Source organism: Pseudomonas sp. DW-iso17 (assembly GCF_058725345.1).
This window is the reverse complement of sequence record NZ_JBZXEA010000045.1, coordinates 141,892-161,903: the sequence shown is the minus strand read 5'-3', so window position 1 is coordinate 161,903 and position 20,012 is coordinate 141,892. Positions and strand designations below refer to the sequence as shown.

The window sequence follows — 20,012 nt, the reverse complement described above, 5'->3', positions numbered from 1 at the left end:
ACCAGCCGCCACCTAGCCCCTGTCACCGCGAGAAAACTGACCCAAGTGGCATCTGTAAGAGAATTTTTCTGCTAGTGTCGAGGCCATTCACTTGGCTCGATGATGTCGGACAGGAAAACTCAGATGATGGATGTGCGATCCCCTTTGGCCGCTCTCGGCCTGTGCGCGGCGTTGCTGATGGCCAGCGGCTGCTCCCCCAAAGAAGAGCAGAAGCAGGCGACCCTCGAAGAGAAAACCACGAAGTTCGAACAGTCCCTGGACAGTATTCAGGACCCCAAGCTGCGCGATGCCATCGCCGACCTTGGCGGCTCGCTGCTGTTGCTGGAACGTGCGCGCGCCAAGCTCGCCAGCAAGCCCATCGAAGCCGAATACGGCGAAGACAGCCTGGCCCTGCTCAAGCATTACCCTACGCCCCAAGCGCTGGTGGACACCTACATCAATGGCCTGTTCGTGCTGCGCAAAACCTCGCATTCCGACTACCTGACGGATTTGCAGCCGGTCTTCCCGTTCAACTTCAATGCGCCGGACCAGTTCCCCTTCCCCCATGGTCTGGAATGGCAGTCGGTCACCCTGAGCAACAATAAAGTCATTCCCTTCCAGCCGGAATGGTCAGAAACCGACCCCGGCATCCAACTGAGCCCCAGCAGCTCCAACCTGACCAACCCCGACGACCTGACGGTGACCTACCCGTTTATTGAAGGGATCGAGACGGAAAACAAGAGCCAGCCACAACCCATCAGCCTCAAGGGCGCGGTGGAGGTGATCACCCCGGGCAAGGTGCTGACGTTCGACCTGACCAAACAAGACGTGGGCCATAAACGCACCGACGGCAATATCACCCTCAACCTGCTGACGCTGGAAAAGAACTACGCCGAGATCGAACTGACCAACAGCCAGCCCCTGGCCGCCGAAGTCGGCGATGCGTCACCCAACCCGCTGCTGGTGCAGGCACGGGACAGCACCGGGCAGTTTCTGACCCGCTCAGGCTCGATCAACGAGAGTGCCGCGCAAGTGGCGTTCTATGAAAAACAACTGGCCGAGATGCAAAAACAGACCGCGTGGTCCGATGCCTTCGATAAACAGCTCACCGACGCGCAAAAAGCCTTCGAGCGCCAGCAGACCAGCCATTACGCCAAGGTGTATTTCAACGGGCTGATCGATAACCTGCAGGTGAATGTGCTGGATTTCTCCAAGGCCACGCTCACCCGTAAAGACCTGGACCTGCCGGTGATGCGCTTTGACAGGAACAGCCTGCAAAAGACCGTACAGCCCCTGCCAATGCCGGTCACGGTGTATGACGACGGCGCCGCCAGTTGGCTCAAGGATGCCTCGATGACGGAGGACCAACTGAAAAACAGCGTCACCATCAGCCAATCGACCGAAGACGCCAGTGCCGCAAAAATCGTGTTCGACCACCCGTTCACCTTCAATGACGACCTGGTCGGTGCCGAGCGCAACAACAGTGACGCGCCTATCACCTTCTTCACCGCCGACGACAAGGGCGAGCGCGGCGAGCCTATCGAGCTGCCGACCGAGGCGTTCGAGCTGAATGCCGTCAGCGGCACGCTCACGTACGACCTCAATCTGTTCCCGGAAACCCCGGCGTTTGTGGTGGGCTCGGTACCGTTGTTTTTGGCCACCATCGAGAAAGCCACGATTGACGCCGCCAAACTGCCCAAGGGCCTGTCGCTCAAGGACAACGCGCTGATCGTCGACCAGAAGGACTTCCCCGCCGACAGCTGGCGCTTCTACGCCAAGGATGCCAGCGGCAATTACCTCAAGGAGATCCTCGGCGTCAGCCACCGCGCCGAGGAATACGGCACGGCGATGTTTGACGTGCATTACTTCTACGGCCAGCCGACCACGCTGGAAAGTTACCAGCGCACCGACCTCAGCACCGTGCAGTACGGTTTTGAGGTGAAGCTGGACAGGCCTGAGAGCAAATAGCCCTGGGTGGACGCGGAGCGTCCGGGGCGGCGTTACCACGCGGAGCGTGGGAACGATCCTCAGAGGGCTAGCCGCTCCTGGCCGCCATTGAGTTGGCGCAGATGAGCCTGCAGGTGCAGGCACCAGATCTGCGGCTCGTCCATTTGCTCGTAGCCGTGCAAGGTCAGGCTATCAACGATGGTGCCCAGCATGCGTTCTGCCACGAAGGGCCCATGGAACGGGCCCTGGGATTTGACGGTGGAAGGCTGCTCGCCCGACATGCCGGCGGCAAACAACAGCGTCCACATCCCGTTATCCCCGGCGAGAGGGCGAATGGAGCATTCGATACGGGTGACCAGGCCCAGGCACTGGCGAGTAAGGCAAAGGTTGCGCGACATGGCGGCGCCCCTCGGTAGATCGGTGTTCAGCCCCAGCGCACGGCGAGGCTGTTTCTATCCTGCGACTCCTGTGGATATCCCTGATTCTGAGAATAGAAGAAAAACACGACAAACCAAGGTTGTAGGGACCAACGGGCGTTGGTCCCCGAGAATGGAGTCAATTTTGTGGCACGCTAAACGCGCCCCGAAACACCACGGACCACTGTGGGAGCTGGCTTGCCTGCGATGACAGACTCATAGCCAACCTCCCAGTTGGCTGATACACCGCTATCGCAGGCAAGCCTGCTCCCACCTTAACCAAGTGATGAAAGCAATCAGGTCGGCTTGGCTTCGGCCAACGCCTGCTGCGCCAGCTCCTTTTCCGCCTCCTTCAAATCTTCCTCACTGATCATCTCGGCAATCGCGCGCAGGCGCTCCACCACCCGCGCATTCACGGTGCCTTCCGGGAACTGCCCCTCGGCGTCCGGCTCACCGGCATCCTCGCCCACCAGCAGGCTCAAGGCCTCATCCGCCTGGCGCACCGCATAAATATGGAATTGCCCGGCACGCACGGCCTGCAACACCTTCTCGTCGAGCATCAGCGTGGCCACGTTGGCTTGAGGGATGATCGCCCCCTGCTCACCGGTCAGCCCGCGAGCTTCGCAAAGGCGGAAGAAGCCTTCGATCTTCTCGTTGACCCCGCCCACCGCCTGCACTTCACCAAACTGGTTGATCGAGCCGGTGATGGCAAAACATTGCTTGAGCGGCGTCTTCGACAGAGCCGAGATCAAGGTGCACGCCTCGCCCAGGGACGCACTGTCGCCGTCCACATACCCGTAGGACTGCTCCAGGGCAATACTGGCGGAGATGGCCAACGGGAATTCCTGGGCATAGCGGCTGCCCAGGTAACCGGTGAGGATCATCACGCCCTTGGAGTGAATCGGCTGGCCGAGGTTAACTTCGCGCTCGATGTCGACAATACCGCTACCACCTGGGTACACGGTGGCGGAAATCCGCGCCGGCACGCCGAATGCCGAGTCGCCGACCTCCAGCACCGTCAAGCCGTTGCACTTGCCCACAGCGGCGCCGGCGGTGTCGATCAGGATGACGCCGGCGAGCATGTCGTCGAGAATCCGCGCCGACACGCGGCCGGTGCGCGTGGCCTTGGCCTTGAGGGCACGCTCGATATGCCCGGCATCAGTCATTTCGTCGCCGGCCAGGTGGCGAATAAAGTCCGCCTCGCTCACCAACTGGAACAAATCGCCAATACGCGCCGACAAGCGCCCCTGATGTTCGGCCAGGCGTGCGCTGTAGGTCGCCAGGCGCGCCACCGCGTCCGAAGTCAGCGGCGCCATGCCTTCTTCCGAGGTACGGGTTTTGAGCAACTGGGCGAACTGCTCCAGGCTCTCGTCGACCATGGGGATGTCTTCGTCGAAGTCCACCAATACGCGGAACATCTCCTGGAAGTCCGGGTCGGCGTCCTGCAAGGCGTAATACAACTGGCGCGAGCCGATGATGATCACCTTGACCTGCAAGGGAATCATCTGCGGGTTGAGGGTCACGGTGGCCAGGCGGCCGAGTTCGCCCAGGGGCGATTCCATCTTCAGCTTGCGCGATTGCAGGGAACGCTTGAGCGCATCCCACACAAAGGGTTCGCTGAGCATTTTTTCGGCTTCCAGAATCAGGAAACCGCCGTTGGCGCGGTGCAACGCACCTGGACGCAACTGGCGATAGGTGGTGTAGAGCGCGCCCTGGTCGGTGCTGTATTCGATACGGCCGAACAGGTTGTCGTAGGTCGGGTGCGGTTCAAACACCACCGGCGCGCCGCCGTTGACCGAGTGGCCCACCACCAGGCTCGGGCAGTACTGCTCTTCGAGCAGCTTGCGCGCCTGGGCGTCGGTCTTGGCGTCGTCCACCAATTGCTCGACCACGGTTTTGAGCAGGTACACCTGCATGGCTTGCAGGTAGCCACAGACCCCGGCGTTTTCTGCGTATTTTTCTGACAACGGCGCCAGCAAAGGCTGCAGGGCCAGGGTGATGGTTTCTTCGTTGAACTGGCGCAGCTGGTTGTTGGACTCACGCTTCCACTGCGGCAGGCTGGCCAGCTCCTCGTTGAGGCGTTCTTCCAGCTCGGAGATATCAGTGTGGAAGCGCTCGCGATCAGCTTCCGGCAGTTGCGAAAACTCGGCTTCGTCCAGCGCCTTGCCGTCGAGCATCGGCGTAAAGGCAATATTGGAGCTGTCGCGGTACAGCGCCACGTCTTTTTCCAGGGCCAGGCGCTCGATCACGTCCAGCGCTTTGTCGTAGCGCTGGTTGAACGCCCGGTCGATGGCGCTTTTACGCTGTTGATAAGTCGGGTGCTCGAACACCGCCGGGAAGGTGGCGACCAGGTTATCGACCAGGGCGTTGATATCGGCGATAAATGCCGCGGCGGCGCCACCTGGCAATTCCAGGGCGCGGGGCTCGCGGGGCTCATCGAAATTATTCACATAAACCCAGTCCGCCGGGGTTTGCAGGCGCTTGCCTTCGGCTTTCAGGTAGCGTTTGACGAACGAAAAGCGGCCGGTGCCCGGCTCGCCCATGACAAACACGTTGTAACCGGGGCGTGGCATGGCCACGCCGAACTGCAAGGCTTCAACCGCACGTTCCTGGCCAAGCACACCGCGAAAGGGCTCCAAATCATTGGTGGTCGAGAAGCTGAACTGTTCAGCGGAGAAAGGGCGAGTCAGCGCTTCGGGCGCTAGACGCAAGCTGGCAGCAACAGGATCAGGCATCGGGCTTCCTTACATCAGGCGGGGCAGATGGGGCATTCTGGCTCCCGGTTGAGCGCTCTGGCAAGGCGCGCTTTCGGGAAAGCATAGCCACCGCACGCGTCCTGCAAAAAAATCGCCCGCCACTGAATGTTTATAAAAAAACACGGAACCCTGGGAACGTGCCTAAACTCCAAACTGCGCGGGTTGGACTAATAACTGGCCCCTAGGGTGCGTTGAGCACCTGAACCCTTGTCCATTGGTTTGCACACAAAGAGAACAAAGCTATGAAACGGATCCTTCTTGGTACTCTCTTCACCGTCGTCTCCCTCAATGCAATGGCAGAAGCACCAGGTGGCCCGAACTGCGGTTGGGGCAACATGTTGTTCGAAGGCCAGCGCGGTACTCCGGCCCACTTCCTCGCCTCCACCACCAACGGTACTTCGGGTAACGCCACCTTCGGCATGACCTCGGGCACCAACGGTTGCAGCACCAACAGCGCCCTGACCTACGGCGGCAAGTCCTGGATTGCCATGAATGGCATGATGAACGAGCTGTCCGAAGACATGGCCAAAGGCAACGGCGAAGCGCTGACCACCTACGCGGTGGTACTGGGTGTTGCGCCGGAAGATCGCGATCACTTCGCGGCCGTGACCCACGAGCACTTCCAGCAGATCTTCAGCAAGGCTGACGTGACCGCTGACGACGTGCACAACAACACCATTGCTGTACTGAAAAGCGATGCCCGTCTGGCGAAATACGCAACCCAGGCTTAAGCTCGACCTGCCCGCGCCTTTCGAGGCGCGGGTTTTATTTTTTCGACCCGCCCACCTTGGGTCTTTTTTTCCGTCCGACTTAAGTAGCCCCCATGCTCAAACGCCTCGCTTGCCTGGCTCTCTTCGCCTGCGCCCCGCTGCATGCGGCACCGCACCTCGACGATCAACGTTTGCAGCAACTGGCCAATGATCCGTTCTGGCTGTCGCTGGGGCACTACGAAGCCGGCAAGATCAGTGGCTGGCGCAGCTATGTCAGCGACAAGAAATTCTTCATCGCTCCCGATGGCGCGTACCATCCGGACGCCGAACTCAAGGCCACCGTTGATGCGCTGTATGCACCGGCCAGCCTGGGTGAAAAGCACGCCCAATGCGTCTACCCCGCACGCACCCGCTGGCTCAAGGCCCAGTTGCAACTGAACGACCTGCCCGCCCTGGAGTGCAAAGAGTTCACCCAATGGTTCAAGGACGTCGCGCCCCATAGCGCAGTGATGATCTTCCCGGCGGCCTACCTCAACAGCCCGTCGTCGATGTTCGGCCACACCCTGCTGCGCATCGACCAGGCCGACGTGCAAAGCAACAACACCGCGCTGCTCAGCTATGCGATCAACTTCGGCGCCTATATCGAAGGCTCCGACAACAGCATCCTCTATGCCTGGAAGGGCCTGATGGGCGGTTATCCGGGCCTGTTCGCCCTGGTGCCCTATCAGGAGAAACTCTCGGAATACCGCAGCCTCGAAAACCGCGATTTGTGGGAATACCGCCTGAACCTCACCGAGGTCGAGACCAAGCGTATGGTCGAGCACGTGTGGGAGCTCAAGCAGATCCAGTTCGATTACTTCTTCTTCGACGAAAACTGCTCCTACCGCCTGCTCGAACTGCTGCAAGTGGCCCGCCCTGGCCTGCGTTTGACTGAGCAATTCCCACTCACCGCGATCCCTACCGACACGGTCAAAGCGGTAAAAGACGCAGGGCTGGTGGAAAAGATCGACTATCGCCCCTCCCGTGAACGTGAACTGCTGGAACGCGCCAAGCCGCTGGACGGCGATGAGCAACAGTGGGTGCTGAAAATCAGCGACGACCAAAAGCAACTGCAGGAACCGGCATTCAAAGCACTGCCCCGCGAGCGCCAGGCACTGATCGTGGATGCTGCTTACCGCCTGGGCCGCTACCGCGCCAATGGCCTGGAGCGCGACGCGACACGCTCCCAGCGCAGCTTCGAACTGCTGCGCGCGATCAACCAGAACCGGGCGCCAGACCTGAAGATCACCCCGCCTGGCCTGCCGGAAAACGGCCACGAGTCGCGCACCTGGCAAGCCGGCATCGGCACCCGTGGCGACAAAGCCTTCGGCGAATACGGCCTGCGCATGGCCTACCACGACCTCAACGACAACGCCGAAGGCTTCCCCCTGGGCGCGCAGATCGAAATCCTGCAAATGAAATTGCGCCAGTACGAGGGCAATCACTGGCAGCTCCAGCAACTGGACCTGGCCACCATTCGCTCGCTGACGCCACGCAATGCGCTGCTGCAACCTTGGTCGTGGCAAGTTACCGGCGGCCTGGAGCGGGTGCCGGGCAAACACGACGACGAAACCCTGGTCGCCCACGTCAACGGCGGCGCCGGTGGCACCTGGCAACTCTCCGACGACATGCTCGGCTTCGCCCTCGGCACCGTGCGCGTGGAGCACAACAACGACTTCAGCGAAGCCATCTCCCCGGCCGCTGGCTTCAACACCGGCGTGCTGTGGAAAAACCCGTTGGGCAACCTGAGCCTGGAAGCCAAGGGCGATTTTTTCACCAACGGCGAAGTGCGGCGCAGCATCAGCCTCAACCAGCAGTGGGAACTGTCGCGCAACCTGGGCCTGCGCCTGAGTGCCCAGCGTGAGTTCAGCCACCTGTCCACACCAGTGAATGAAGTGATGCTTGAGCTGAAGTGGTACCACTACTGATTAATGAGTGCGGGCTTGCTCGCGATATACGGTATATCAGCCAAGGTTCAAGTGACTGACGCACCGCCATCGCAGGCAAGCCAGCTCCCACAGGTTTTATACTCGGCCCACAACTTTCTGACCTGCCTTTCACACCGCCCCAACAAATCCCCTTCTAGACTTCCCTTATCAGCCGTAAAACGGCCAGGGAGTACGCCATGTGGCGGTATGCGGTCATGCTGTGCGCGGTGGTGGGGTTGTCGGGTTGCCAGTCAACCCATCAGGAATTGCTGGCCAAAGGTTATCCACCCGCCTTCGCCGATGGTTTTGATGACGGTTGCAGCAGCGGTCGCCAGGCCGCTGGGGTGATTACCGGGGCGTTTCGCAAGAATGTGCCACGCTACCTCAAAGACCGGCCATACGCCGAAGGTTGGGAAGATGGGTTTCGTCAGTGCAAGGCCATGCGCGAGAACCAGGAACTGCGCGATTACGAGGAAAACCGCAGGGACGACCGCGAGCGCGATTGGCAGCAGGAAAAAGATCGTGACGCCGCCAAAGCCTATCGCTCACGCTGATCGTTCCCACGCTCCGCGTGGGAATGCCGCCCTGGACGCTCCGCGTCCGCTCGCGAGGTCGTGACGCGGAGCGTCACAGGATGCATTCCCACGCGGAGCGTGGGAACGATCAGCCCGCGAACGTGGCCCAACTTCCATAGGAAGGAGAACGCCATGAGCCGAGCTTTTGTAAATGAAGATAACGCGGCGGCCCAGGCTGATCAGCCGGTGGAGCGCCAGGTCAGCGCGCAACCTAACCGCCTGACCGCGCAAGGGTTGGCGCAATTGCAGGCCAAGGTGGCGCAGTTGCAAGGGGAGCACAGCGACGAAGCCGCCAAGGGTGAGCAGGCCGATAAACAGCGCCAGGCGGATCTTGAGCGGGACCTGCGCTACTTCAACCAACGAGTGCAGAGTGCCCAGGTAGTCGCGCCGGCCACGTCCACCGACAAGGTGCAGATCGGCAGTTGGGTCACGTTCGCCAACGAGCAGGACGAACAGCAGCGCATCCAGTTGGTCGGTGAAGACCAGGCCGATGCCAACGCAGGCTTGATCAACTGGGGCTCGCCCCTGGGCCGTGCTTTGTTGGGCGCCCAGGTGGGCGACGAGGTGCTGTGGCAGCGCCCCGTCGGCGATCAGTTGATCGAAGTGTTACGCGTCGAACCCGAGATTTAAACGATGCCTTGGGCCAGCATCGCGTCAGCCACTTTCACGAAGCCCGCGATGTTCGCGCCCTTGACGTAGTTGATACGGCCGTTTTCTTCACCGTAATGCACACAGGCATGGTGGATCGACTGCATGATGTTGTGCAGCTTGCTGTCCACCTCCCCGGCGGTCCACAGCAGGCGCATGGCGTTTTGCGACATTTCCAGGCCGCTCACCGCCACACCACCGGCATTGGACGCCTTGCCCGGTGCAAACAGAATGCCCGCGTCGATAAAGATATCCACAGCCTCCAACGTGGTCGGCATGTTCGCGCCTTCGGCCACGCAGAGGCAACCGTTGCGCAGCAAGGTACGCGCTGCTTCGGCGTCGAGTTCGTTCTGGGTGGCGCAAGGTAGTGCGATATCGCAGGCCAGTTCCCACGGCGCCTGGCCTTTGCGGAACTCCAGGCCGAAACGTGTGGCCAGCTCACTGATACGCCCGCGCTGTACGTTTTTCAGCTCCAGCAGGGCCGACCATTGTTCTTCGGTCAACCCGCTTTCGGCGTACAGGGTGCCTTCGGAATCCGACAGGGAAATCACCTTGCCGCCCAGGTCCATGACCTTGCGCGCCGCGTACTGCGCCACGTTACCGGAGCCGGACACGGCCACACGCTTGCCTTCGACGCTCTGGCCTTGGCGCTTGAGCATTTCCTCGGCGAAATACACACAGCCGAAACCGGTGGCTTCCGGGCGGATCAGGCTACCGCCATAGGTCATGCCCTTGCCGGTCAGCACTGAGGTGAATTGATTGCTCAGGCGTTTGTACTGGCCGAACAGGAAGCCGATTTCCCGTGCGCCCACGCCGATATCGCCGGCCGGTACGTCCACGTCCGCACCGATGTGGCGGTACAGCTCGCTCATGAACGCCTGGCAGAAGCGCATCACTTCGGCGTCGCTCTTGCCCTTGGGGTCGAAGTCCGAGCCGCCTTTGCCGCCGCCCATGGGCAGCGAGGTCAGGGAGTTCTTGAAGGTCTGTTCGAAGGCGAGGAATTTCAGCACACTCAGGTTGACCGAAGGGTGGAAGCGCAAGCCACCTTTGTAGGGCCCAATGGCGCTGTTCATCTGGATACGGAAACCGCGATTGACCTGGACCTTGCCGTGGTCATCCACCCACGACACCCGGAACGTGATCGCGCGTTCCGGCTCGCAGATGCGCTCCAGAATTCCCGAGGTCAGATAGTGCGGGTTGGCTTCAAGAAAGGACCACAGGCTGCGCAGGACTTCTTCTACAGCCTGGTGGAATTCCGGTTGGTCCGGGTCGCGTTTCTTGAGGCGGGCAAGGAAGGAATCGACGGATTCGGTCATGAACAGTCTCGGCAAATTGATTGTTGTTAAACGGAGATTGAGCCGGACTTTATCAATTCGTTTCGCACCGTGACAGGGCAAAATGTCGCCTTTGTGAAATCAAATGGTGCAATAAGTATAAATAACTGCCTTCTTTTGCCCTTAAATGGGGATTTCACTCTGAGTTTTGCACCAACAGGTAGGCCGTTATCGCAGGCAAGCCAGCTCCCACATTGGATCGAGTACACCGGTCATGTGGGAGCTGGCTTGCCTGCGATAGCGGCGGTGCAGTTACAGATGCAGCGACTGACCCACCGCTTTCGCGAGCAAGCCCGCACAGCATTTGCCCACAGACCCGCGCATGTCTCTAGCGCGTACCGGGCACCAGGTCGAGTATCTCGTCGATGCCCAAGCAACGTGGCTCCAGCTCCAGCGTCCTGCCATTGGCGAGTATGCCGACGGCGGTATCGCGCATGGCCAGGTAGGCACTGCGCAACATGTGATTGGCATAAATCACCGCGTTGAAACCTGCTCGCTCCAGCACCTCGAACTTCAGGTGAACATAGCTGGTCGGCACGCAAATCAGCGGTACTCTGGGCCGCTGCAGGCGAAACTGCCGGGCGAATTCCAGGATTTCCAGGCCATCCTGCTTGCGGCTGTGGATCATGATGCCATCCGCCCCCGCCTCCACATACGCCAGGCACCGCGCCATCGCCTCTTCCATGCCGCGATCCAGGATCAAGCTTTCACACCGGGCAATCATCATCAGCCCTGAGCCGGTGCGACTCGTGCACCCGGCCTGGAGCTTGGCGCAAAAGGCCTCGATGGACTCCTGCGCCTGGTCGACCTCGATGCCCAAGAGTGAATTCTTCTTCAGGCCGCATTTGTCTTCGATCACCACCGCCGAGACGCCTGCGCGCTCCAGCATCTTGATATGAATCGCGAAATGTTCGGCCTTACCGCCGGTATCGGCATGGAATATCAGCGGCAGCGAGCACACATCGAAGATTTCGCGAATCCCCGGCAATCGGTTACTGGGCGAAAGAATTTCGATGTCGGGTAACCCGCGCTGGGTCGAGTCGGTCAGCGAACTCGACCAGATGGCGTCGTACCCCACCGAATGCCCTGGGCTGATTTCCAGCCTGGCGCGCTGCGCGAGCAACGCCGATATCGGGCTATGGGCTTCGAGTACACGCAGGCAACGGTTGCTATCCAATAGCGCCGACAGAGGGCGTCGGCGCGCTTCGGTATCCATCATAGGGTTCAGGCTCCTTATCAGCGGCACAACAAGGGTTATCGGACAGCCTCAATCCCAGGCGGGCTGTTCGCACTTGAGCACCGACGCCATCTTTTGCAGATGTTCGCAGGCCCTGGCCACGTACTCCCTGGAGAGCCGCGCGATACGCGCGTAATCCACGGCCTGCCCGGTGGCGCTGGCATACAGCCGCAACGCCTCAGCGGCATGCTTGAAGTGGCGTGCTTCCACGCTGCCGCAATGCACGCTGAGAAAACTTGCGACGCGGCTGGCCTCACCGGCGCTGTAGCCCCGTACATCGCGCAACCACTGCTTCCATAGCGGGGTCATCAGGTTGTATTCGCCGGTATTGAACAACTCCGTCATGGCCATCATTTCCAGCGCTTCGATGAGTTGCGGCGCCAATGGGCGTTTTTCCCCCACCCAACCGGAGAACTCTTTGGTAATCGGGTTGAGGAATTTGTCTTGCAGGCGCCAATCATCGGAGCCGCAGATGGCCGAAGCCATGCGGTAATACAGCTTGGAATGGTGCGGATGCCCATGCATTTCACCCAGCCCGATGTCCTCGACAATGATCTCCCCACAATGGGCCGCCGCTTCGAGCATTTTCAACCGGGCGTCATCCGTCAACGATGCCGACTCCTGGAGGATGCGCACGATGACGCTCGAGACGGCATGGGCGGCGCCGTCCGGGCTACGCCAGCCACAGAAGAACGTACACAGTGACGACTCGCTCCAATTACTGGAGGTCATGTCGACATAGGTCTCGCAGTACGTGTCCAGCGCGGCGGTTTGACTGTTGAAACCGCTGAGCAGGGCCTGGACCAGATGTCCGTCCTCGACATCCACCAGCGCCTGGTTCACGTACCCGATCAATTGGCGGCTCAGATTTTCCACGGCTCATATCCTTTTAAGGTGGGGTTAATGCGCAACGATTTCTGACATGAAACGACTAAAGCGTGTGAGGCCCTCAATCAGCGCTTCACGCTCAACGGCGTAGGAGATGCGGATGCTGTTTTCGTCGCCACAGCCAGAGCCGGGCACTACCGCGATATGGGCCTCGGTCAATAACAGATCGGCCAAGTGGTCGACGTCACGAATAACGGTGCCCAGGTAGCGGCCCCCCAACTTGCGGGACACATCGATAAACAGATAGAACGCCCCTTCCGGCGGGGCGCACCGAATGCCGTCGACATGCCCCAGGCAGGTGCAGGCCACGAGCAATTGCTGGTCGAGGAAGGCATTGACCTGGCGGGTAAAGTGCGGCGCGTCCGCCATCAGGCTGCCGAGCGCGGCATATTGGGACAGGCTGCTGGGGTTGGACGTCGTATGCCCTTGCAGGTTGTGCATGGCGGCGATGACTGGGGCGGGCGCGCACGCATACCCTACCCGCCAGCCGGTGACCGCGTGGCTCTTGGAAAACGAATCGACCAGTACCGTCTGATGTTTGAGCGGCGCAAACAGCGACACGATGTTGTGATGTTCATGGGGCGCGCGCACCAGTTTGCGGTAACACTCGTCGAACACCACCCAAAGCCTGTGTGCGAAGGCGAGCCGGGCAATACCCAGCAGTTCTTCGCGCTGATAAACCGTGCCCGTCGGATTGTTCGGGGTGTTGATCACAATCATCCGGGTGCGCGGGGTCAGGGCCTTCTGGACCGCTGCGCAGGTGAGGCGATAGTCATCCGCAGCCGTGTCGACATAGACGGGAACGCCACCGGCCAGTTGGATCTGGGTGGGGAAGGTTTCCCAGTACGGCACCGCGACGATGACTTCATCCCCCGGATTGAGCAGCACCATCGCGGCGTTGTACAGCGCCTGCTTGGCACCAGCGGTCACCGCTATTTCATCGGCGGCGTAATTCACCCCGCAGCGCTGAGTGACCTGCTGCGCCAGCGCGTGGCGAAGCTGGGGCAGGCCGATGGGCGGCGTGTAGCGGTTGCGGGCAGTGGCGAGCGCATCGGCCGCGGCGGCTTTCATCACCGGGCAGGCATCGAAGGACAATTCGCCCGCGGCAAAGTTGACCACGTTGACGCCGGCTTCTTTCAAGGCATTGGCTTTACTGCGCATGCTGGATGTGCCGGGTGCGCTAAGACGTTGCGCACGCTGGGACAACGGCAATGACACGGCAGACGGTTCACTGTTATTCATTGTTACACCTGCCAGAACACGTTGGAACGTTCGTTCGCCCTACCGGGCTTGGGCCTCCAGCCCTTGCTGAACCCGCCAGGACAGCGGCAAGGTCAGCAACAGGGTGGCGGCCAGCAACAGGACGGCCATGGGCACACCGGTGGCATCCCCAAGGCTGCCGAACAGCACCGGCGCCAAGGCGCCGCCACCGATGGTGCCGGTGTAGAACACGGCGAACGCCTGGTCGCGCCTGCCCGGCCCTGCCAGGTCCGGGACTGCGCCGTACAGCACCGACGACGTGCCGTTCAGCGCCAGCCCCAGCAGCGGCAACATCACCATCAAGCCGGCGTAGGGCAAGTACACCGCCATGACGATCAACACGGCCGTGGTGAACTCCGTGGCCCATACCGTTTTCATCATGCCGATGCGCGCACCGAGGTAACCGCACAACAATTTGCCGAAGGCGCCCCCGACGAACAGCATCGTCAGCGCCAGGCCGATGCCCGCAGGCCCGGCGCCCTTGGCCTTGAGCAAAAACGGCAGGAAGGTGAGGAAACCCATGCGCACGGCGCTGTCCAGCGTGCCGGTCACGATCAGCGCACGCAGGCCGCTCGCAGAGCCGGCGCCGCCGCCCGTACGGGTGGCTTTCAGCGGCGCCGCCGTCGCCTCGGTGCGTGCCGGGATCAGCCACCACAACAGGCCTGCCGCCAGCAACCCGAGTACACCCAGCAGGGTGACACTGGCGCGCCAACTGATGACCGCCAGCAACAGGCCGATCAGCCCCGGGATCAGGGTCTTGCCGATATCGCCGCTGAAGTTGTACTGCGACAGCGCTTGTTTGACGCCCCCGCCGGCCTCGTGCGTATCGGTGATCAACGACGAGGCCAGCGGGTGCTGCGTACTCGCGCCGAGCCCGCCCAGCAGCAGCGCGAATAACAACACGCCCAGCCCACCGGCCTGGCCGGCCAGCAGGTAGGCCAGGCCCGCCAACGCCGTGCCACCTACCAGCAAGCGTTCACGCCCCCAGCGCGCGGCAGCCCGGCTGGCCAGTAACTGAAAACCGGCCATCATGCCCGCATAGGCACCGCGCAACAGGCCGATCTGGGCGTAGCTGAGGCCGAACTGCGCTTGCCAGATCGGCAACAGCACATAAATCACATCGGTCAGCCCGTCGTGCACGGCATGCGCGCCGCAGCCGGCCACCAGAGCGCGGCGACGCACGCTGACCGGGTCAGGCGGCGACAACGATGGCGTTGCGGTCTGCTTCAGGGTGTTCATCTGGGTCAGAGGCTCTCAGGCAAAACGCCGGGTTAACCCAGCAACTGCGCACAGTCGCTCATCACACTGGCTTTACGCTGCAGGTATTGGGCGAAAATGTCGCGTGCCGTGGCGGGGTCCACTTCAATCTGCATGGCAGTGGTGAACTCATTCACCGCCGCCACCGCATGGGCGAAATGGTTGCTCTCAGTACCGCCGGTGTGCACCGTGACCCAGGCCACCGTCGCACGGGATTTCTCCGGCGGCACGCCCATGTCCCGCACGAACCACTGCGAGTACAACGGGTGGATGAATTCCACTTCGCCATGGGTGTACACCTCGTGGATCAACGTGGTCAGCAACCCCTGCAGCAGGTCGCGATCACGCAGGCGGCGGGTGTCGGTCCAGTCCTTGAACGCCTGTGCCGAGGGCAGGCAATTGTCCTTCAATATCCACTGGTCATCACCGCACAGCGCGGTGGCCATGGTGTAGAACAGGTCTGCGTGCAAGGTGTTGCCCAACGCGCCCAGATCTTCATCGGTGATGCGTTGCAGGCTGCCGCAGGCGCGGTACAACTGCGCCGCGGCGGCGGAGCCTTCATCGGAGCGCGCCAGCAAGGTAATGCGGTTGGCCAGGCCGGACACACTGGCTGCCGAATTATTGGTCTTGGACCAACTGGCGAAGAACTTGCGCAGTACCGCCGGCGAATGCCGACGCGAGGTGAGTCGCGCAAAAGCGTCTTCGATATCCACCAGCGCGTCTTCCTGAGCCCAGAAGGCTTCGAACAGCGCGTGGCGCAATGCACCGGCCGGCATGTCGTTCAATACCGGTTCGATGAGCTTCAACAACTGGCTGCGCTTGATCACGGTGTTAGTCATGTTCACCTCTCATAGTCCTTTATTGGATGAAAAATCAGGCTGGTTTGCCGCGCTGTCCGGCGATCAGGGCCTGGGGCTTTACCGGTTTCCAGCCCAGCAGGGCAATCGCCAGCGACAACAGCTGAAAACCTGCGACCAACGCCACGCAGCCTGGCCAGCCCCATTGATTCCAGAGCATGGCCGGGGCCACGGCGCCGGCGCTGCCGCCCAGGTAATAACCGGTCAGGTACAGCCCCACGGCGCCGGACTTGTCCGGGCCCGCCGTGGTGGCGATATACGCATTGGCGGATGCCTGTGCCAGGAATACGCCGGTGGAGCTCAGGGCCAGCCCCAGCACGATCAGCCACAGGGACGGCAACAATGTCAGCGCCGAGCCACAGATGCCGAGCGCCACAGCGCCGGTCAGTAACTGCGATTGTGGTCGCGATTTGCTCAAGCGCCCCGCAACAGGAATGACCACCAGCGCCAGCAGGAACACCGCATACAAAGTGCCCAAGGCTGCAGCGCCCAGGTTGAACGGGGCCTGGCTGAGATGCAGCCCGGCATAGGTAAAGGTTGCGACTTGGGAGAACAGCACGCAGAAACCGACGCCATAGGCCGCCAGCAAGGGTTTGCGCAGGAGCCGGCGCACCCCGTGCATGCCCACGGCCGCAACGCCGGGCCGCGCCACCGGATTGGCCGGCAACAGCCACACAATCAGCAGGCCGACCAGCAGGCTGATCACCGCCAACAGTTCGAAGGCTTCGCGCCAGCCCACATATTGGGTCATGACACCCGAGACAAAGCGCCCGGCAAACCCACCGAGCACCGTCCCCGCGACGTACAAACTGGTGATCTCGGTAACGCTGGCCGCGCGCCAGCGATCGCCGATGTAGGCCACGCTGGTGGCGAACACCACGGGAATCAACATCCCTTCGACAAAACGCCACACCAGCAGCTCGGCAAAACTGTCCACATAGGCCGTCAGCAGCGTCGGTAGCGCCAGCAGCAATGCAGCCACGGCAATCACCGTGCGCTGCTCGAAACGGCCGGTCAGGCGCCCGACAAACGGCGCGGTCAACGCCACGGCCAACGTGGTCACCGTGATGCTCCACCCTGCCTGTCGGGCACTCACCTGGAAGCTTTCGGCAAACGCAGGCAGGATGCTCTGTGTCGCATAAAGATTCAGAAACGCCGCACAGCCACACAGGAACACGGCGAAGCGGGCGTGATGCATGCGCGGGTTCATGTGGCCTCTCGTCTTATAGTCGAGGATGTTTATAGAATACCCAGCGCAGGGAACACCAATACCGAATTCGGACCGATCAATACCCAGGAAACAGAATGCTTGATCTACGCAAGTTACGGTACTTCCTGACGGTCGCCGAAGAGCTGCACTTCGGCCGCGCAGCCCAGCGCCTGCACCTTGCCCAGCCGCCCCTGACGCGGCAGATTTCGGCCCTGGAAACCGAGCTTGGCTTTCGCCTGTTCGACCGCACCAGTCGCACGGTCACACTGACCGCCCAAGGCCAGCACTTTTTGCCGTATGCCCGCGCAGCGCTGGAGCACGCCAGGCTTGCACAAGACATCGCCGCCAAGCTGGCTGCCGGCTCGACTGGCCAACTGGTCGTAGGCTATGCCAGCTCGATCGCGTTGTCGGAACTCTTCAGCCAAACCCTGCAAGCCTTCGCCCAGCGTTTTCCCGATGTGCAACTGACCCTGGTGGAGAGCGCTTCCGGCAGCCTGCACACGCACGTGCTGGACGGGCGCATCGACATCGGCATGAGCCGCCTGCTGCCGGAGGCCGGGCAAACCGGCGTCGAGGCTTTGTCCTTGGGGCAAGAACCGCTGGTGGCGGCGCTTTGCAGCGACAACCCGCTGGCGGACCAGGACGAAGTCACCCTCGCCCAGCTCAGTGAGTACCCGTTGATTCTGTTCCCCAGCGACTACGGTTCGGGCCTCAACGGCTCCATCGAGCACCTGTATCAACGCCGCGGCCTGGCGCTGCGCCCGGGCCCTGCTGGGCGCCAGATCACCTCGATCATCGCCCTGGTGGCGGCAGGCCAAGGTGTCTCGCTCGTGCCCCAGTGCACCCGCACCCTGGCCAGGGAAGGCGTGGTCTACCGCCCCTTGGCAGACCCCGAAGCCTGGGTACACCTGCTGATACTCACGCGCTCACCGTCACGCTCATTGTTGGTCGAGGCGTTTATGGGGGTGGTCGAAGAATTGCTGCGCAGCCGCCCAACGCTGGCGCCCACGACGCTTCCGGCATAACGCGGGCAAAAAAATACCCCTGCGTGAGGGGTATTTTTTCAACAGGCTGTTGCGGCTATTGCAGCATCAGGCCAGCTTTTTGTGACGCACACGGTGCGGCTGGGCAGCGGCCTCACCCAAGCGCTTCTTACGGTCGGCTTCGTACTCGGTGTAGTTGCCTTCGAAGAACACCGCCTGGGAGTCATCTTCGTACGCCAGGATGTGGGTCGCGACGCGGTCAAGGAACCACCGATCGTGAGAGATCACAATGGCGGCGCCCGGGAAGTCCAGCAGGGCTTCTTCCAGGGAACGCAGGGTTTCAACGTCGAGGTCGTTGGACGGTTCGTCGAGCAGCAACACGTTGCCGCCCTCTTTCAGGGTCAGGGCCAGGTGCAAGCGACCGCGCTCACCACCGGACAGGTCCTTGACGAACTTCTGCTGGTCGCCGCCCTTGAAGTTGAAACGGCCGACGTAGGTGCGCGACGGGATTTCATAGTTGCCGATACGGATCTGGTCGGAACCGTCAGAGATCTGCTGGAACACAGTCTTGCTGCCGTCGAGGTCGTCGCGGCTCTGGTCCACACAGGCCAGTTGCACGGTGTCACCGATCTCGATGCTGCCGGAGTCCGGGGTTTCCTTGCCCATCAGCATGCGGAACAGTGTGGATTTACCCGCACCGTTACCACCAATAACGCCGACGATCGCGCCTTTTGGCATGGCGAACGACAGGTTGTCGATCAGCACGCGGTCGCCATAGCCTTTGGTCACGTTCTTGAACTCGATGACCTTGTCACCCAGGCGCGGACCGGCCGGGATGTAGATCTCGTTGGTTTCGCTGCGCTTCTGGAATTCCTGCGACTGCATTTCTTCAAAGCGTTGCAGACGGGCCTTGGATTTGGACTGGCGGGCCTTGGCGCCTTTGCGCACCCACTCCAGTTCTTCCTTCATGGCTTTTTCGTGGGCCGATTGCTGCTTGGATTCGGCGGCCAGACGGTCGGACTTGGCTTCCAGCCAACCGGAGTAGTTGCCCTCGTAAGGGATACCGGCGCCGCGGTCGAGTTCGAGGATCCAGCCGGCGACGTTGTCCAGGAAGTAACGGTCGTGCGTGATCGCAACCACGGTGCCCGGGAAATCGTGCAGAAAGTGCTCCAGCCAGGCGACGGAATCGGCGTCCAGGTGGTTGGTCGGTTCGTCGAGCAGCAGCATGTCAGGGGCCGACAGCAGCAGGCGGCACAGGGCCACACGACGCTTCTCACCACCGGACAGGTGCTCGACCTTGGCGTCCCAGGCTGGCAGGCGCAGCGCATCGGCGGCGACTTCCAGTTGGCGCTCCAGGTTGTGGCCATCGCCCGCCTGCAGGATCGCTTCGAGCTTGGCCTGTTCGGCAGCCAGCTTGTCGAAGTCGGCATCCGGTTCGGCGTAGGCGGCGTACACCTCATCAAGGCGGGCCTGGGCGTCCTTGATCACGCTGACGGCTTCTTCGACCACTTCGCGCACGGTCTTGGTCGGGTCCAGGATCGGCTCTTGCGGCAGGTAACCGATGTTCAGGTCCGGCATCGGACGGGCTTCGCCTTCGAACTCGGTGTCGACGCCTGCCATGATTTTCAGCAGGGTGGACTTACCCGAACCGTTGAGGCCGAGCACGCCGATCTTGGCGCCTGGGAAGAAGGACAGCGAAATGTTTTTCAGGATTTCCCGCTTCGGCGGAACAACTTTTCCCAGCCGATGCATGGTGAAGACGTATTGAGCCATGGTGAACCTAGCGTCAGTGACTGATGAATTAAGCGGACGAAGCCCGTGCCAGGCCATGCGCCGCGCGGGCCTTTGACTATCATCAATGCCAGCGAGCAAAAAAAGCCTGAATGTCTGGGGCTGGAACGCCCCCGCGTAACCGGCAAAGCTACCTGAATGCGCTGGGGCAGTCCAGCCAGGCAGGACTGGCACTTTGCCACAACTCAAGGCATGCT

At 61.5% G+C, this 20,012-nt stretch carries 16 protein-coding genes; 6 read left to right on the top strand and 10 right to left on the bottom strand.

Annotated features, from left to right (window positions below; translation table 11 throughout):
- Window positions 1-123: 123 nt before the first annotated feature.
- Window positions 124-1,947: a hypothetical protein gene (locus AC4PS6_RS24440; RefSeq protein ID WP_336827034.1), complete on the top strand. Its 1,824-nt coding sequence runs from the start codon at window positions 124-126 to the stop codon at window positions 1,945-1,947.
- 59 nt (window positions 1,948-2,006) lie between these two features.
- Here AC4PS6_RS24440 and AC4PS6_RS24435 read toward each other — a convergent pair whose 3' ends face one another.
- Window positions 2,007-2,324: a PA4575 family protein gene (locus AC4PS6_RS24435; RefSeq protein ID WP_003194269.1), complete on the bottom strand. Its 318-nt coding sequence runs from the start codon at window positions 2,322-2,324 to the stop codon at window positions 2,007-2,009.
- A 314-nt stretch (window positions 2,325-2,638) separates the two neighbouring features.
- Complete coding sequence (locus AC4PS6_RS24430) at window positions 2,639-5,077, bottom strand: Lon protease family protein (protein WP_003194272.1); 2,439 nt, start codon at window positions 5,075-5,077, stop codon at window positions 2,639-2,641.
- 263 nt (window positions 5,078-5,340) lie between these two features.
- Here AC4PS6_RS24430 and AC4PS6_RS24425 point away from each other — a divergent pair, with 263 nt between their 5' ends.
- The 4 genes from AC4PS6_RS24425 (at window position 5,341) to AC4PS6_RS24410 (ending at window position 8,980) form a co-directional block, all read left to right on the top strand.
- Window positions 5,341-5,829 carry a DUF3015 domain-containing protein gene (locus tag AC4PS6_RS24425; RefSeq protein WP_003194274.1) on the top strand — a complete coding sequence of 163 codons (489 nt, stop codon included), beginning with the start codon at window positions 5,341-5,343 and terminating at the stop codon, window positions 5,827-5,829.
- Between the two features lie 92 nt (window positions 5,830-5,921).
- Window positions 5,922-7,775 (top strand): Lnb N-terminal periplasmic domain-containing protein, encoded by a 1,854-nt coding sequence (locus tag AC4PS6_RS24420; RefSeq protein WP_336827035.1) that lies wholly within the window; start codon window positions 5,922-5,924, stop codon window positions 7,773-7,775.
- Window positions 7,776-7,972: 197 nt separating this feature from the next.
- Window positions 7,973-8,329, top strand: coding sequence for a hypothetical protein (locus AC4PS6_RS24415; protein WP_106111433.1), 357 nt, complete (start codon window positions 7,973-7,975; stop codon window positions 8,327-8,329).
- A 153-nt stretch (window positions 8,330-8,482) separates the two neighbouring features.
- Entirely contained in the window at window positions 8,483-8,980 is a 498-nt protein-coding gene (locus AC4PS6_RS24410; RefSeq protein WP_014720002.1) for a GreA/GreB family elongation factor, read from the top strand.
- Here AC4PS6_RS24410 and gdhA read toward each other — a convergent pair.
- The 7 genes from gdhA to AC4PS6_RS24375 all read right to left on the bottom strand — a co-directional run bounded on the left by gdhA (window position 8,977) and on the right by AC4PS6_RS24375 (window position 17,041).
- Window positions 8,977-10,314 carry an NADP-specific glutamate dehydrogenase gene (gene gdhA, locus AC4PS6_RS24405; protein WP_336827036.1) on the bottom strand — a complete coding sequence of 446 codons (1,338 nt, stop codon included), beginning with the start codon at window positions 10,312-10,314 and terminating at the stop codon, window positions 8,977-8,979. The two genes, AC4PS6_RS24410 and gdhA, sit on opposite strands and share 4 nt — an antisense overlap.
- 346 nt (window positions 10,315-10,660) lie before the next feature.
- Window positions 10,661-11,551 (bottom strand): phosphoenolpyruvate mutase, encoded by an 891-nt coding sequence (gene aepX, locus AC4PS6_RS24400; protein WP_492181050.1) that lies wholly within the window; start codon window positions 11,549-11,551, stop codon window positions 10,661-10,663.
- 48 nt (window positions 11,552-11,599) lie between these two features.
- Window positions 11,600-12,445: a hypothetical protein gene (locus AC4PS6_RS24395; protein WP_014720005.1), complete on the bottom strand. Its 846-nt coding sequence runs from the start codon at window positions 12,443-12,445 to the stop codon at window positions 11,600-11,602.
- A gap of 24 nt (window positions 12,446-12,469) precedes the next feature.
- Entirely contained in the window at window positions 12,470-13,699 is a 1,230-nt protein-coding gene (locus AC4PS6_RS24390) for a pyridoxal phosphate-dependent aminotransferase (protein ID WP_032904172.1), read from the bottom strand.
- Between the two features lie 39 nt (window positions 13,700-13,738).
- Window positions 13,739-14,956 carry an MFS transporter gene (locus AC4PS6_RS24385; protein WP_073452129.1) on the bottom strand — a complete coding sequence of 406 codons (1,218 nt, stop codon included), beginning with the start codon at window positions 14,954-14,956 and terminating at the stop codon, window positions 13,739-13,741.
- Window positions 14,957-14,988: 32 nt separating this feature from the next.
- Window positions 14,989-15,813 (bottom strand): hypothetical protein, encoded by an 825-nt coding sequence (locus AC4PS6_RS24380; protein ID WP_019818016.1) that lies wholly within the window; start codon window positions 15,811-15,813, stop codon window positions 14,989-14,991.
- 34 nt (window positions 15,814-15,847) lie between these two features.
- A complete protein-coding gene (locus AC4PS6_RS24375; RefSeq protein WP_336827038.1) occupies window positions 15,848-17,041 on the bottom strand; it encodes an MFS transporter in 1,194 nt (397 codons plus the stop codon).
- A gap of 95 nt (window positions 17,042-17,136) precedes the next feature.
- Between AC4PS6_RS24375 and AC4PS6_RS24370 the strand changes: the two genes are divergently transcribed.
- Window positions 17,137-18,066, top strand: a complete 930-nt coding sequence (locus tag AC4PS6_RS24370; RefSeq protein WP_336827039.1) for a LysR family transcriptional regulator — start codon at window positions 17,137-17,139, stop codon at window positions 18,064-18,066.
- A gap of 66 nt (window positions 18,067-18,132) precedes the next feature.
- Here the strand turns inward: AC4PS6_RS24370 and ettA are convergent, their stop codons facing one another.
- Complete coding sequence (gene ettA / locus AC4PS6_RS24365) at window positions 18,133-19,797, bottom strand: energy-dependent translational throttle protein EttA (protein WP_014720011.1); 1,665 nt, start codon at window positions 19,795-19,797, stop codon at window positions 18,133-18,135.
- Window positions 19,798-20,012 lie beyond the last annotated feature (215 nt).